General features: G+C 74.2%; 11 protein-coding genes. 3 read left to right on the top strand and 8 right to left on the bottom strand.

Annotation, left to right across the window (positions count from 1 at the left end; translation table 11 throughout):
- Positions 1-206 precede the first annotated feature (206 nt).
- From cydD to LX15_RS31580, 3 genes are read right to left on the bottom strand one after another with little or no spacing between them, the layout of a single operon-like run.
- Entirely contained in the window at positions 207-3,749 is a 3,543-nt protein-coding gene (cydD, locus tag LX15_RS31590) for a thiol reductant ABC exporter subunit CydD (RefSeq protein ID WP_372502833.1), read from the bottom strand.
- On the bottom strand, positions 3,683-4,690 hold the full coding sequence (gene cydB / locus LX15_RS31585) for a cytochrome d ubiquinol oxidase subunit II (protein ID WP_253674793.1): 1,008 nt from the start codon (positions 4,688-4,690) through the stop codon (positions 3,683-3,685). Before cydB ends, cydD begins: the two co-directional genes overlap by 67 nt.
- A gap of 12 nt (positions 4,691-4,702) precedes the next feature.
- Positions 4,703-6,226 carry a cytochrome ubiquinol oxidase subunit I gene (locus LX15_RS31580; RefSeq protein WP_253674792.1) on the bottom strand — a complete coding sequence of 508 codons (1,524 nt, stop codon included), beginning with the start codon at positions 6,224-6,226 and terminating at the stop codon, positions 4,703-4,705.
- 355 nt (positions 6,227-6,581) lie between these two features.
- On the opposite strand from LX15_RS31580, the gene LX15_RS31575 reads away from it, so the two are divergent.
- Positions 6,582-7,181, top strand: coding sequence for a TMEM165/GDT1 family protein (locus tag LX15_RS31575; protein ID WP_253674791.1), 600 nt, complete (start codon positions 6,582-6,584; stop codon positions 7,179-7,181).
- A 163-nt stretch (positions 7,182-7,344) separates the two neighbouring features.
- Here LX15_RS31575 and LX15_RS31570 read toward each other — a convergent pair whose 3' ends face one another.
- The 3 genes from LX15_RS31570 to LX15_RS31560 are packed head-to-tail and all read right to left on the bottom strand — an operon-like array spanning position 7,345 to position 10,165.
- Complete coding sequence (locus LX15_RS31570) at positions 7,345-8,025, bottom strand: helix-turn-helix domain-containing protein (protein WP_372502834.1); 681 nt, start codon at positions 8,023-8,025, stop codon at positions 7,345-7,347.
- 8 nt (positions 8,026-8,033) lie between these two features.
- A complete protein-coding gene (gene fahA, locus LX15_RS31565; protein WP_253674788.1) occupies positions 8,034-9,266 on the bottom strand; it encodes a fumarylacetoacetase in 1,233 nt (410 codons plus the stop codon).
- Positions 9,263-10,165 carry a hypothetical protein gene (locus LX15_RS31560; protein WP_308213549.1) on the bottom strand — a complete coding sequence of 301 codons (903 nt, stop codon included), beginning with the start codon at positions 10,163-10,165 and terminating at the stop codon, positions 9,263-9,265. The genes fahA and LX15_RS31560 overlap by 4 nt, the downstream gene beginning before the upstream one ends.
- A 69-nt stretch (positions 10,166-10,234) precedes the next feature.
- Here LX15_RS31560 and LX15_RS31555 point away from each other — a divergent pair, with 69 nt between their 5' ends.
- On the top strand, positions 10,235-11,434 hold the full coding sequence (locus tag LX15_RS31555; protein ID WP_253674786.1) for a homogentisate 1,2-dioxygenase: 1,200 nt from the start codon (positions 10,235-10,237) through the stop codon (positions 11,432-11,434).
- 305 nt (positions 11,435-11,739) lie between these two features.
- Positions 11,740-12,555, top strand: a complete 816-nt coding sequence (locus LX15_RS31550; RefSeq protein WP_372502832.1) for a DUF2470 domain-containing protein — start codon at positions 11,740-11,742, stop codon at positions 12,553-12,555.
- 559 nt (positions 12,556-13,114) lie between these two features.
- Here LX15_RS31550 and LX15_RS32860 read toward each other — a convergent pair.
- On the bottom strand, positions 13,115-13,243 hold the full coding sequence (locus LX15_RS32860) for a hypothetical protein (protein ID WP_301305582.1): 129 nt from the start codon (positions 13,241-13,243) through the stop codon (positions 13,115-13,117).
- Positions 13,244-13,247: 4 nt separating this feature from the next.
- Positions 13,248-13,958 carry a protein phosphatase 2C domain-containing protein gene (locus LX15_RS31545; protein WP_253674784.1) on the bottom strand — a complete coding sequence of 237 codons (711 nt, stop codon included), beginning with the start codon at positions 13,956-13,958 and terminating at the stop codon, positions 13,248-13,250.
- Positions 13,959-14,134 lie beyond the last annotated feature (176 nt).

The raw sequence follows: 14,134 nt of genomic DNA, 5'->3' as shown, positions 1-14,134 counted from the left end.
TCAGCGGGACACCCGCACCCGGTCGGCGACCTCGGGCAAAGAAAACCATGATCACCCGAGATCGCCTCCAGTGCTCAGCGGGACACCCGCACCCGATCGGCGCCCCCTGACGGCCGGCTGTCGATCTCCACGCGACGGCTCCCCGCGTCGGCGCGGGGCGGCGAGAGGTCTCACCACCCCATGATCACCTTTGGGCGGACGACCCCTCACGGCGCACCCACGCCCGCGCCGACCTCCCGACGGGACGTCCGGACCCGTCCGCCCTCGACCTCCACCACGAGGTCGGCCGCGGCCGCCTCGTCCGGCCGGTGCGTCACGTGCACGACCGTCCGGCCGACCAACGCCGCGCGCAGCTCGGCCAGCACCGCGTCGGCCGTGGGGACGTCGAGGTGCGCCGTGGGCTCGTCGAGCAGGACCACGTCGGCGTCCCGGGCCGCCAGCAACGCCCTGGCGAGGGCGAGCCGCTGGGCCTCCCCGCCGGACATCGCCGCGCCGGCGGAGCCCACCAGCGTGTCCAGTCGGTCGACCCAGCCCGCCAGCCCCGCGGACCGCAGCGCGTCCCGCAGGTCCTCGTCGCTGGCGTGCGGGTCGGCGAGCCGCAGGTTCTCCCGGACGGTCGTCGAGACGAGCATCGGCTCCTGCGGACACCACGCCACCCGGCGGGGCAGGCGCGCCTCCCCCCGCTCCGGCGGCAGGAAACCCAGGAGCAGCGCGAGCAACGTGGACTTGCCCGAGCCGGACGGGCCGACCACCGCGACGTGGGCGCCCGCGGGCAGGTCGAGGTCGACGTCCCGCAGCGCCGGGCCGTCGGCCGTCGGCCAGCGGGCGGAGACCCCGCGCAGACGCACGGCGTCAGCGAGCGGCTCCGTGGCTCGGTCAGGGGTCTCCTCGGCCCGGTCAGGGGTCTCCTCGGCTCGGTCAGGGGTCTTCTCGGCCCGGTCGGGGGTCTTCTCGGCCCGGTCGGGGGTCCCCTCGGCGAGGAGCGCGGCGACCCTGGCGTGCGCGGCGCGGAGCGGGCCGACGAGCTGGGCGGCCAGCGGCAGGCCCGCCAGGGTCTCCGCGAGGGCCAGCGGCACCAGGGCGAGCAGCGGCGCGAGGACCGGGTCGAGTCGACCCTCGTGCACCGCCGACGCGGCGAGCGCCGCGCAGACCAGGGCCGCTCCCCCGGTCGCGGCGATGACGACGGCGGAGGCCGCGCCCGTGCCGAGCGCCTGCCGCCGGGTGCGGGCGGCCAGTTCCGCGTCGGCGGCGGCCAGCTCGGCGCGGCGCTGACGGTGCGCGCCACACGCGATCAGGTCGGGGGCGGCTTCGAGCAGTCCCAGCACTCCCGTCGCCACCCGCCGCCGGCCGTCGGCGAGCGCGCGGCTGGCGTTGCGTTCGACGACGACCGCGACCCAGGGCGCGCCAACGCCGGCCACGAGCAGCGCGACCGCGAGCACGAGGCCGGCGGCCGGCAGCACCGCCGTGTGCAGGACGACCGCGCCCACGCCGACCACCGCGGCGGCCAGCGGGGGCAGCACCACGCGGGGCACGAGGTCGCGCACCGCGTCGGTGTCGTCGACCAGGCGCTGGAGGCCGTCGTGCCGCCGCAGGCGCGCCGTCCTGGCCGGTCCGAGGCGGACCAGCGCCGTCCACAGCCCCTGCCGGAGGCGGCCGGCCATGCGGAAGGCGGCGTCGTGTGACACCAGCCGCTCCAGGTACCGGATCACGCCCTTGGCGAGCCCGAACGTGCGCACGGCCACGACGGCGACGGAGAGCATCAGGATGGGTGGCTGCTGCGACGCCCGCGCGATCAGCCAGGCGGCGGTGGCGGTCAGCCCGACGCCGCAGGCGAGGGCGAGCGCGCCGAGCGCCGCGCCGGCGAGGAGCCGGCGGTCGAGGAGCCGGCGCAGCGGAACCGGGGTCGGGGTGTCGACGCCGGCCGTGTCGGCCGCCGCGGCCGCGGGTTCGACGTCGGGCGTCGGCGTCGCCTCGCGGTGGCTCGCCAGGACCACGGCGACGCCGGAGTCGGCGGCCCGGCGCACGGCGGCCATCACGTGTCCGGCGGTGGCGGGGTCGAGGTGGGCGGTGGGTTCGTCGAGCAGCAGCAGGCCGGCGCCGTGCCGGACGCGGAGCAACGCCCTGGCGAGGGCGACGCGCTGCCGTTCGCCGGTGGAGAGGCGGTCGACGGGGCGGTCGACGAGGTGGGCGGCCGCGGCGTCGGCGAGCACGAGTCGGATCTCGTCGGGGTCGGGGGTGTGGTCCCGGTCGGCCAGGGCGAGCGCGACCTCCTCGGCGACGGTGCCGCCGCCGAAGGCGGGGCGCTGCGGCGCCCAGGCGACGTGCCGCCGCCACGCTTCCTTGTCCATTGTGGACAGATCAACGCCGTTGACGACGACGCGGCCGGAGGTGGGCCGGACGAAACCGAGCAGGACGGCGAAGGTGGTCGACTTGCCCGTCCCGCTCGGGGAGTCCAGCCGGGTGATCTCGCCCGGTCGGGCGACGAAGGTCAGCCCGTCGGGGGCGAAGCCGTCACGCCGGCCGACCCGCAGGTCCTCTACCAGAAGATTCCCTTGCGTGGTCGCGATTCCCCCGGCCGTGGCCCGAGTTGTCCACAGGCTCCCGAGTTGTCCACAGGCGGGCCTCGGCCCGTTCTCGCGCGGCGCGTTGCTCGGTAGGCTGGAGCGGGGCTCGCCCCCCCGGGTGGGTGGGGGGCTGTCGTCAGGGGTGGAAGAACAGATCTCCGCGACGCGCCGCACGGCCTCCAGGCCGTCCTCGCTCGCGTGGTGGGCCGCGCCGGCGGCGCGCAGCGGCTGGTAGCACTCGGGCGCCAGCACCAGGACGAGCAGGCCGGTCGCCAGGTCGAGTTCGCCGTGCACCAGGCGGATGCCCACGCCCACCGCGACCAGCGCCACCGACAGCGTCGAGACGAGCTCCAGCGCCAGCGCGGACAGGAACGCGACCCGCAGCGTGCGCATCGTCGCCGCGCGGTGCGCCTCGCCGACCCGCCGCACCGCGCGGGCCTGGGCCGCCGCCCTGCCGAACGCGGTCAGCACCGGCAGCGCCCGCACGAGTTCCAGCAGGTGACCCGACAGCCGGGCTGTGGCGTCGGCCGCCCGCGCCGCCCTGGCCTCGGTGAACCGGCCGACCAGGATCGCGAAGACCGGGATCAGCGGGACGGTCGCGGCGACCAGCGCCGCCGAGACCCAGTCGGAGGCCAGGAGCCACGCGCCGACCAGCGGGGGCACCACGGCCGCGGTGACCAGCGCCGGCAGGTAGCGGGTGAAGTAGGCGTCGAGCGCGTCCAGCCCGCTGGTGGCCAGGGTGGTCAGCGCGGCCGGCCCCCGGTCCGGCCGGTCCGACCGGGCGATCCACTCCGGCCCCAGGCGCAGCGCCCTGTCCAGCACGGCCGCCCGCAGCTCCTCCTTCGCGCCGGCCGCCGCCCGCGCCGAGACCGCCTCGATCGCCCAGCCGAGCGCCGCCCTGGCCAGCACCGCGCCGGCGAGGACGCCGAGGGGCCGGGTCAGCGCGGCGGGGTCGGCGCCCCTGGTCACCACCGCGGCCAGCGCGGTGGCCAGTCCCCACGCCTGGGCGACCAGCGCGGCGGCGTTGAGGCCGGCCAGGACCGCGCACCCGAGCAGCGCGGTCCTGGTCGAGCGGGACAACGCGGGGAGGGCGCCCAGCGGCCCCCGGCGCGGGGCGCTCACGGCACGTGCACCGGGGGGATGTGCCGGGTGCCGATCCGGCGGCGGAACACCCAGTAGGTCCATCCCTGGTAGACCAGCACCGCCGGCGTGCCGAAGGCGGCGACCCAGGTCATGACGGTCAACGTGTACGGGCTGGACGCGGCGCCGTGCACGGTGAGCGAGTTCGCCGGGTCCACAGTGGACGGAAGAACGTCGGGGTACAGCGCGCCGAACAGGGTGGTCACGGCCGCCGCCACCGCCACGCCGAGGAACGCGAACCCCCAGCCCTCGCGCACCCGCGCGAGCTGGACGAGCGCGGCGCCGGCGGCGAGCAGCGCGACCCCGAGCGGGACCCACGTCCAGCCCTCGCCCGCCCTGAGCTGGACCACGAGCAGCAGCGCCACCAGCGGGGCGAGGGCCACGGGCGCGATCCGCACCGCGAGCCGTCGGGCGCGCTCGCGGATGTCGCCCTCGGTCTTCAGCGCGACGAACGCGGCGCCGTGCACCAGGCAGAAGCCGACCAGCGCGAGCGCGCCGAGCAGCGTCTCCCACCGCACCATGACCAGCGGCGACCCGACGCGGTCGCCGTGCGCGTCCAGGGGGAGGCCGAGCACGTTCGCGCTCAGCACCAGCCCGACGCCGAACGCGGGCACCCAGGAGCCGAACATGATCACCCGGTCCCAGGTCGCCCGCCACCGGGGGCTGTCGACCTTGCCCCGGTACTCGAACGCCACGCCCCGCCCGATCAACGCGAGCAGCACCAGCAGCAACGGCAGGTAGGCCGTGCTGAACAGGGAGGCGTACCACCCGGGGAACGCCGCGAACGTCGCCCCACCGGCCACCAGCAGCCAGACCTCGTTGCCGTCCCACACCGGGCCGATGGTGTTCACCATGACCCGGCGCTCGGTCTCGTCCCTGGCCAGGACCGGCAGGAGCATGCCGACGCCGAAGTCGAAGCCCTCCAGGAAGAGGTACCCCAGCCACAGCACGGCGATGACGATGAACCAGAACGTCGCCAAATCCACTTCGGACGCTCCTCAGTAGGCGAAGGCCAGGACGTCGTCCTGCTCGCGGTCGTCCGCGTCCCCGGCCCCGGGCGCCGGCTTGGGCTGGCCCCACCCGGGCAGGACGGCGGCGACGCCCGCACGGGCGTACCGCCGCAGCAGGTAGAACTCCACGCAGGCGAGCACCCCGTAGACGGTGGTCAACGCGATGAGCGAGGTGAGCATCTCGCCGACGGTGACCCCGGACGACACCGCCTGCGCCGTGTACATCCACACGCCGTCCACCCCGCTGGGGTTGGGCACGACGACGAACGGCTGCCGCCCCATCTCGGTGAAGATCCAGCCGAAGCTGTTGCCCAGGAACGGGGTGGCGATCGCCAGCAGCCCCAGCGCGGGGAACCACCGGCCCTGGGGGACCCGTCCCCGCCGGGTGACCCAGAGCGCGAGCAGGCCCATGCCCGCCGCGACCGCGCCGAACCCGATCATCAGGCGGAAGCCCCAGTAGGTGACCGGCAGCGCGGGGACGTAGTCGATCGGCTTGCCGGACAGCTCACCCAGGCGCGGGTCGTCGGGGTAGTTCGCGCCGTACTTGGCCTGGTACTCCGGCAGCAGGTCCTGGATGCCCTTCACCTCGCTGCTGAAGTCGTTCTTGGCGAGGAAGGACAGCAGGGCCGGCACGGTCAGGCTCTTGACGTTCTCGCAGTCGGGCCGGCCGACGTCGCCCACGGCGAAGACGGAGAAGCTGGCCGGCTGCTCGGTGTGGCACAGCGCCTCGGCGGCGGCCATCTTCATCGGCTGCTGCTCGAACATCAGCTTGCCCTGGAGGTCGCCGCTGACCGCCAGCGCGGCGAAGGCGACCACGCCCACCCAGCCGCCGAGCTTCACCGAGGCCCGCCACACCTGGCGGTCCTGGTCGTCGGCCGGGGTGGTCCGGTGCCGGCGCCACAGGTGCCAGGCCGCGATGCCCACGAGGAACGAGCCGCCCACGGCGAACGCACCGGCGATCGTGTGCGGGAAGGCGGCCAGCACCGTGTTGTTGGTCAGCACCGCCCAGATGGAGGTCAGCCGGGGCCGGCCGTCCACCAGCTCCACCCCGACCGGGTGCTGCATCCAGGAGTTGGCGGCGAGGATGAAGTACGCCGAGGCCATCGTGGCCAGCGAGAACGCCCACGCGCACGCCAGGTGGACCCGGCGGGGCAGCCGGTCCCAGCCGAAGATCCACAGACCGAGGAAGGTCGACTCGACGAAGAACGCGACCAGGCCCTCCATCGCCAGCGGCGCGCCGAAGACGTCGCCGACGAAGCGCGAGTAGGAGCTCCACGCCATGCCGAACTGGAACTCCTGGACGATGCCGGTCACCACGCCCATGGCGAAGTTGACCAGCATGAGCTTGCCCCAGAACTTGGTCATGGCCAGGTACTTCGCCCGGCCGGTGCGCCACCACGCGGTCTGCATGCCGGCGACCAGCAGCGAGAGGCTGATGGTCAGCGGGACCATCAGGAAGTGGTAGACGGTGGTGATCCCGAACTGCCACCGCGCCACATCGAGGACATCCACACCGCCATCGTCACCCGTTCGGGCGAGGCCGACCATCGCACGGCGGTCCCGTCCCGGCGGGACCTTGGTCCCGTCCCACCCGGGACCTCGTGAGACGTCTCACGAGGCGGGGGGTTCGACGGGCCGGCCGGCCCGGCTAGCATGGAGGCGCCTGAGGGGAGTAGTTCCCGAGACCGCCCACGGCGGTCCGGCGAGGTGATCGACACACTGATCCCGTTCGACGGGATCCGGTCCCTCACCCGGCGTCCTCGTCACGAGCCGCCGGGCGAACGAGACCTCCGGCCGAGTGGTGATGCTCGGTCGGGGTCGCGCTGCCTTCCCTGCCCCGTCCGAGCCGGACGGGAGGACTGCCCTGATGGCTTCCTGGTTGCTGGCGCTGGTCACCGCCTTCGGCGCGGTGTTCCTGCTGGAGCTGCCGGACAAGACGACCGCGCTCACCCTGGTGCTGACCGGTCGGTTCCCCGCGTTGCCGGTCATCGCCGGGTCGAGCGTCGCGTTCGCCCTCCAGTCGGTCATCGCGGTCGCGTTCGGCAGCGTGCTCACCCTGCTGCCCGGCCGGCTCGTCGCCGTGGCCGTCGCCGTGGTGTTCGGCATCGGCGCGGTGATGCTGCTGCGCGAGGGCTTCGGCGCGCCCGAGGCGGACGAGGCCGACGACACCGGGCCGCCCAGGGCGGCGACGACGTTCTGGCGAGCGGCGCTCACGTCGTTCGGCGCGCTCTTCGCCGCCGAGTGGGGCGACGCCTCCCAGCTCGCCGCCGTGGGCGTGGCCGCGCGCTACGCCGAGCCGGTCGCCGTCGTCGTCGGCTCCTTCCTCGCCCTGATGTCCGTCACCCTGCTGGCGGTCCTGGTCGGCAGGGCCATCCGGGACCGGGTGCCCGCGCACCTGGTGCAGCGCGGCGCCGGCTTCGTCTTCGCCGCCTTCGCCCTCGTCGCCACCTACCAGGCCGTCGCCTGAGGCCGGCCGCCCCGCTCGACCCCCGTGCCCCCTCCGGCGCCGGCACGGTCGTCGGAGGGGGCACGGGGTGGTCACTGGACGGGGCGCGGGGCGGTCACTGGACGGGACGCGGGGCGGTCACTGGACGGGACGCGGGGCGGTCACTGGACGGGGCGCGGGGCGGTCACTGGAGTGCGGCGGCGACGGCGGCCGCCGCGGCCACCACGTGCGGCCCGACCTCGTCCACGTCGAGCTGCTCCATGGCCACCACGCCGACGCTGGCCCGCAGGCCGGGCACCCCGCGCACGGGCGAGGCCACGCCGAACGCCCCGGCCTGGAGCTCACCGTGCGTGACCACCCACGCGTGGGGTCCGCCGCCCTCACCCCCCGGCAGGTCGATGGCCCGCCCGGCCGCCCCCCGGGACACCGGATGCCGCGTGCCCACCCGGTAGGCCACGTGGAAGGTGGTCCAGCTCGGCTCGACCACCGCGACCGCCTGGGCCTCCCCGCCCTCCGCCACCGTCAGGTGCGCGGTCGCCCCGACCCGCTCGGCGAGGTCGCGCAGCACCGGCAGCGCGGCGAACCTGAGCTGCGGCACGACCCGGGCGGCGAGCCGGAGCACGCCGAGCCCGAGCCGCACCTTCGAGCCCTCGCGCCGCACCAGGCCGCGCGCCTGCAACGGTCCGAGCAGCCGGTAGACGGCGGCGCGGCTGGCACCGATCGCCGCGGCCAGGTCGCTGATGCTCGGCGCCTCGGTGTCGGCGTCGGCCACCGCCTGGAGCAGGGCGAGGCCCCGCTCCAGGGTCAGCGAGCTCTCCTTGCCCGGGACCGGGGGGCGGTGCCCGCCGGAGCGTGTGGTCGGGATGGTCACCGCTAGCTCACCGCGGCCCTGACGGTGCCGGCGACCTCCGACAGCCCGACGACCGAGCCGTCGGGGCCGGGGGCGGTGGCCGTGATGACCACGGTGTCGCCGTCCTCCAGGAAAGTGCGCTCCACCGCGCCGGCGGTGCCGTCAGGGGAACCCAGTCGGACCGGTTCCCTGCCGCCCCAGGTCAGCTCCAGGAAGCAGCCGCGCTGCTGCTTGTCGGCGCCGGAGACGGTGCCGGAGGCGAAGAGGTCACCGGGCCGCACAGTGGCGCCGTTGACCGTCATGTGCGCGAGCTGCTGGGCGCAGGACCAGGACATCGCCGCGAAGGGCGGACGCGACACCACCGTGTCGTTCCACCGCACCTCCAACGCCAGGTCCAGTCCCCACGGCTCCCGCTCGACCAGGTAGTCCACCAGGGGGTGCTCGGGCGCCACCACCGGCACCCGCGCCTCCGCCAGCGCCGCCAGCGGGGTGATCCACGCGCCGACGGACGTCAGGAACGACTTGCCCAGGAACGGCCCCAGCGGCTGGTACTCCCACGCCTGGATGTCCCGCGCGGACCAGTCGTTGACCAGCGCGACGCCGAACACGTGCTCGGCGACGTCGGACACCGGCACCCGCGACCGCACCGGCCCTCCGCACACGAAGCCCACCTCGGCCTCGATGTCGAGCCGCCGGCTCGGCCCGAACGAGGGCAGCTCGGCGCCCGGCGCCCGGCTCTGCCCCGACGGCCGCACCACGTCCGTGCCGGACACGACGACCGTGCCCGCGCGGCCGTGGTAGCCGACCGGGAGGTGCGTCCAGTTCGGCAGCAGCGGAGCGCCGTCAGGCCGGAAGATGCGTCCGACGTTCTCCGCGTGGTGCCGGGACGAGTAGAAGTCGACGTAGTCGGCCACCGTGAACGGCAGCCGTGGCGTCACCGCGTCCAGCGACGCCAACCGGGCGCCCCGGGGAGCCCGGTCGGAGGTCACGATCTCGGTCAGCCGCTCGCGCAGCTCGGTCCACGCGGGCCGGCCGGCGGCCAGCAGCGGGTCGAGCGAGTCGGCGGACACCAGGTCGGCCAGTCGCGCGCCGAGGGCGTCGGCGACGGACCGCAGCGGCAGGGCGTGGTCGCCCACCCGCACCGCGACCACGCGACCGCCGTCTCCGTCGCGGTCCCCGTCCACCACGCCGTAGGGCAGCGTCTGCGGCCCGAACGGCTGGTCGGCGCGGAACGCCGGGTCGTCGATCCAGCTCACAGCAACCCCAGCCCTTCCAGGTCCTCGATCGGTTCGGACAGCGAGCAGGAGCCGTAGGAGGCGAACACCGCGCGGACCGCCTGCGCCGCCGGCTCCGGCAGCGCCCGCGCCTCCTCGGCCAGCGCCGCCGCGTCGGTCGAGTCCAGGGCGGCGCGCACGTCCCGGCCGGACAGCGACCGCGCCGTGGCCATCAGCAGGTTGAGGAAACCGTGGTGCTGGAAGCCGGTCTCCTCGTCGTGGTGGCGGACGGCGTGGTGCAGGCCCGCGGTGGCCTTGAACGGCACGCCGGTCGTCGTGGCGACGGCGAGGAAGTCGGAGACCTCCTCCACCGACGGGAAGGCCTCGGCGGTGGCCCCGCCGCACCGCAGCTTGGGCCAGCACCCGTGCTCGGCGACCTTGCGGACGCTGGCGAGCCACTGGCCGCGCGGCACGCCCGCGCCCGAGGCGTGGTCCCCGGCGCTGGGCCGGCGGGGCTCCAGCACGCGGATGGCGTCCTCGGGCACGAACTCGGCCACCCGCTCCAGCCACACGTCGTCGACGTCGGTGGGCGCGGGCATCTCGACCATGCGCAGGTCGAGCAGCTCGCGCCGCGACTCGACGATCGAGACGGCCTTCGGGACGCCGCCCAGCCCGGTGTCGATCACCAGGGAGAGCTTCACCGGGGCGGAGGGCCTGGCCCTCACCAGTTCGCTGATCAGCTCGGGCAGCCGGGAGGCGGGGCACAGGAACAGCCCGACCACGCCGGCGTGCGGGCCGGTCCTGGCCTCCAGGTGGCCGCGGACGGCCTCCGGCATCGGCGCGTTGCCCGGCGGGAACAGCGCGGCGTCGTCAACCAGCCTGGCCAGCAGTGGTGGGATGCCGCGCGGGCCGGGCGCGCGGAGCTCAACGGCGCTTGACACGCCTGCCACGCTAGTGGTGTTCGGTCAGGTGAACAAAGCTGTCCGACATCCGAACACTCGGAGGGACCAATGCCCTACTACCGCAGCGTGGGGGAGATCCCCCGGAAGCGACACACGCAGTTCCGGAAGCCGGACGGTGGGCTCTACGCCGAGGAACTGATGGGCGTCGAGGGCTTCTCGTCCGACTCCGCGCTGCTGTACCACCGCAACCTGCCCACGGCGATCGTCAACGCCGAGCAGGTCGCCGAGTCGGACCGGGCGACCACGGCCAACCTGCCGCTCAAGCCGAGGCACTTCCGCAGCCAGGAGCTGAAGTGGGAGGCGCCGGACGAGGTGGACGCGGTCACCGGCCGGCGGTTGTTGTTCGGCAACGTCGACGTGAAGATCTGCTTCGCCGCCGCCACCCGACCGAGCCCGCTGTACCGCAACGCCTTCGGGGACGAGCTGCTGTACGTGCAGGCGGGGACCGGGGTCGTGGAGACCATCTACGGCGCGCTCCAGGTCGGCGACGGGGACTACGTCGTCATCCCGACCTCGACCACCTATCGCGTGGTCCCCGACCAGGGTGAGCCGCTGCGCGTGCTCGTGCTGGAGGCGACCGGGCACATCGGCCCGCCGAAGCGGTACCTGTCGGCCAAGGGACAGTTCCTGGAGCACGCCCCGTACTGCGAGCGGGACCTGCGCGGCCCGACCGAGCCCCTGGTCGTCGAGGGCGAGGAGGCCGACAGGGACACCGACGTCCTGGTGCGGCACCGCGCGGGGCTGACCCGGTTCACCTACGCGCACCACCCGTTCGACGTGGTGGGCTGGGACGGCTGCCTCTACCCGTGGGTGTTCAACATCCGCGACTTCGAGCCGATCACCGGCCGGGTGCACCAGCCGCCGCCCGTGCACCAGACGTTCGAGGGCCCGAACTTCGTGGTCTGCTCCTTCTGCCCGCGCAAGGTGGACTACCACCCGCAGGCCGTCCCGGTGCCCTACAACCACGCCAACGTGGACTCGGACGAGCTGATGTTCTACGTCGGCGGGAACTACGAGGCCCGCAAGGGCTCGGGCATCGGCATCGGGTCGCTGTCGCTGCACCCGTCGGGCTGCACCCACGGCCCGCAGCCGGGCGCGGTCGAGGCGTCGCTGGGCGCGGAGTTCTTCGACGAGCTCGCGGTCATGGTGGACACGTTCCGCCCGCTGGAGCTGGGCGAGGGCGCGCAGGCCTGCGAGGACCCGCGTTACGCGTGGACGTGGGCGCGGCGCGGGCCGGACTGGAGCTGACGGCCCCGAGCTGAGCCGGAACTGGCGACGGGGAGACAAGCGGGTGGGCCCGGCCCCCGACCGGGCCCACCCCCTTCCGTCCGTCGGGTGGTCGGCGCGCGCCCGCGCGGTCGCGGCGCGCCCGGCCGACCCCGGGACGACCCGCTCCGGCGGACGGGTGAACGGCGGCGGCGACCGCGCCGCCCTCGGGGTCGCTGATCAGGCAAGAAGGAGCGCGCTGTGCGCCATCGGGCCGGATGCGGCCTTTCGCGAGCGGCCGGCACCAAGTTAGGCTCACCTAAGTCGTGGAGGTGAGCCCGGTGTCCATGAGCAGCAGCGAGCCGTCCGTCCCGGAACAGCCGGGGATGGCCACGCCCCGTCCCCGCCCGGCCGTGCCGGACGCGGCCGAACGGGCCCGCTCGGTGGCCGAACGCGGCGGCCGGGCCGCGTTGCTGCCCTCCTCCGAGCAGGGCGCGCGGGTGACCCCGCTGTTCCACCACGTGCGCCGGGACGGCAGCGCCGTCGTGCTGCTGCCCGACGAGCACCCGCTGGTGGCGACGACCTGCCTGGCGCCGAGGAGCGAGCTGGCGGCGATGCTGGAGCTGGCCGACCAGGCGCCGGTGCGGCTACGGGAGCCGGTCCGCGGCCTGCTGTGGATCACCGGGTGGCTGCGGGCGATGGACGGCGAGCGGCAGCGCGCCGAGGCGGTGGCCGTGGCCGAGCACCGCCCCGACCCGCGCCTGCTCGACGTCGGGCACGGGGCCACCCTGCTCCGGCTGGCCCCGGTCTCGCTGGTACTGGCGGACGCGGAGGGCACCGAGTCGCTGGGGGTCGCGGAGTTCGCCGCGGCCCGGCCCGACCCGTTCTGCCGGCACGAGGACGAGTGGCTGCGGCACCTGGAGCTGTCGCACCGGGACGTGGTGGGCATGCTGGCCCGCCACCTGCCCCCTGAGCTGCGGGGCGGGCACGTCCGGCCGCTCGGCCTCGACCGCTACGGGCTGCGCCTGCGCGTGGAGGCGGACAACGGCGACCACGACGTGCGCCTGGCGTTCTCCCGGCCGGTGCACGACCGCCACGAACTGGCACACGAGCTGCGCCGGCTGGTCGGCTGCCCCTTCCTGGCGGCCCACCGCCAGTCCTGACCACCCCCGGAGCCCCTGCCCCGCCCCCCAAACAGCCCTTACCCCGAAACAGCCCCCACCCGCCCGGGGGGCGAGCCCCGCTCCAGCCTATCCGCCACCCGACCCCGCGAGCGACCCACGAAGATCATTTTGTGGATAACCGCAGCGGCTGTGGACAACTCGCTCCACCAACGAGGGAAGAACCGGCCCAGAAGAGGGTTGTTGCCCGTCGCCTGTTGCTTTTCCTGTCCCAGATGGACCCGAAGGGTGCGCCCACAGAGGACGCCCTGACAGGCCACCCAGGGACGCGGCAGGATGAACCCGCCAGACCCTTGGGACGCGACGGACGGACTCCCAAGACGGTCCCCGGTAGCGCCGGATCACCCCGAACACCCGCAAGCTCCGACCGGACCGGACGTCGAAGGAACGGACGTACACGCTGGGCTTGGGCGTGGGATTGCTACTCATAGCGTCGGTGCGCCCAGCTCCGGCGTCTGCCTCTACCTTTGTCCAGCTTTTGTCCCCTTTTTATCCCGCCCAGAGGAGAGCCCCGGCACCGAAAGGCGCCGGGGCCTCCTTCTCACTTCTTGCCGCTGTTACCACCGCTGTTACCGCCGCTGTTGCCGCCGTTGCCACCGGCAGGTTCGCCGACCGGCGGGAACGGCACCGTGGGCGTCTTGTCGTCGCCTTGGAACTCGTCTCCGCTCATGTTGTCACCCCCTTTCCAAGGTGTCCGGGTGTGGGGCGACCACAACGGTGGTGTCGTCCCCGCTGCGCCCGGCCTTCAGCAACTCGTGTGCACACGTTTCGGGGTCGTTGGCGTGTTCGGTGAGAATCTCGGCCATCGTGGATTCTGGAAGCACCAGTCCGTCGGAGGCGAGCACCAGCAGGGGCGAGACGATCCGCAGCGCCCACACACCGTCGATCGGTCCGCGTCCGATGGTGTGGGTGAGCGCGTGGTCGTATCGTCGGGCCTCCTCCTCGCTGGCGCCCTGGGTGCGCAGCAGCGTCCCGTGGGTGAGCGGGTGGGTCACCCGCTGCACCGCGCCGTCCGTGATGACCCTGTAGATCGCGCAGTCGCCAGCCCACGCGGTCCACCAGCGCTGATGACCTGGGATTGCCCGCGCCACGGCGATGGCACCGTCAGGGTCGCCGTCGCCGTCGCCGTCGCCGTCGGCGTCGGAGTTGAGATCGGAGGCGGCCATGACGCCCCACACCGGTGTGCGGCGCGCGGCGACCCGAACCGCGGTCGCGGCGGCCAACTGTGCGAACTCGACGACCTCGGGGGTGGAGCCGGTTCCGTCGACGACGGCGACGGCGAGTCGACCGTTGTGAACGTGGTGGGCGTAGGCGTCCGCGTTGAGTGGGCGTTTCGGGCCTTTCTCGCTGGCGGCGCCGAGGACGGGGGCGGGATTGTCAGCCATGGTCACGCTTTCTACCGGACTTGGTGAGTGAGATGAGAGTGTCGAGGATCACCGGTGCAAACAATCCGCCTTTTGGGTGGTGCTACCCGAACAACAATGTGGGCATGGCGTTACCCCGCCAGGCCCGGACCTGACGGGGTAACAGGACGGAAATGTGTCGAGACTGTTTTTGTCTG

The sequence above is a fragment of the Streptoalloteichus tenebrarius genome (genome assembly GCF_024171885.1).
Taxonomy (GTDB): Bacteria; Actinomycetota; Actinomycetes; order Mycobacteriales; family Pseudonocardiaceae; genus Streptoalloteichus; species Streptoalloteichus tenebrarius.
The sequence above is the reverse complement of the archived record's forward strand: the minus strand, read 5'-3'. Positions and strand labels throughout refer to the sequence as shown.

Coding starts and splice junctions, on each gene's coding strand:
- cydD (WP_372502833.1), bottom strand. CDS start 3,749: ATGGACCTACTGGGTGTTCCGCCGCCGGATCGGCACCCGGCACATCCC.
- LX15_RS31575 (WP_253674791.1), top strand. CDS start 6,582: ATGGCTTCCTGGTTGCTGGCGCTGGTCACCGCCTTCGGCGCGGTGTTC.
- LX15_RS31555 (WP_253674786.1), top strand. CDS start 10,235: ATGCCCTACTACCGCAGCGTGGGGGAGATCCCCCGGAAGCGACACACG.
- LX15_RS31550 (WP_372502832.1), top strand. CDS start 11,740: ATGAGCAGCAGCGAGCCGTCCGTCCCGGAACAGCCGGGGATGGCCACG.
- LX15_RS32860 (WP_301305582.1), bottom strand. CDS start 13,243: ATGAGCGGAGACGAGTTCCAAGGCGACGACAAGACGCCCACGGTGCCG.
- LX15_RS31545 (WP_253674784.1), bottom strand. CDS start 13,958: ATGGCTGACAATCCCGCCCCCGTCCTCGGCGCCGCCAGCGAGAAAGGC.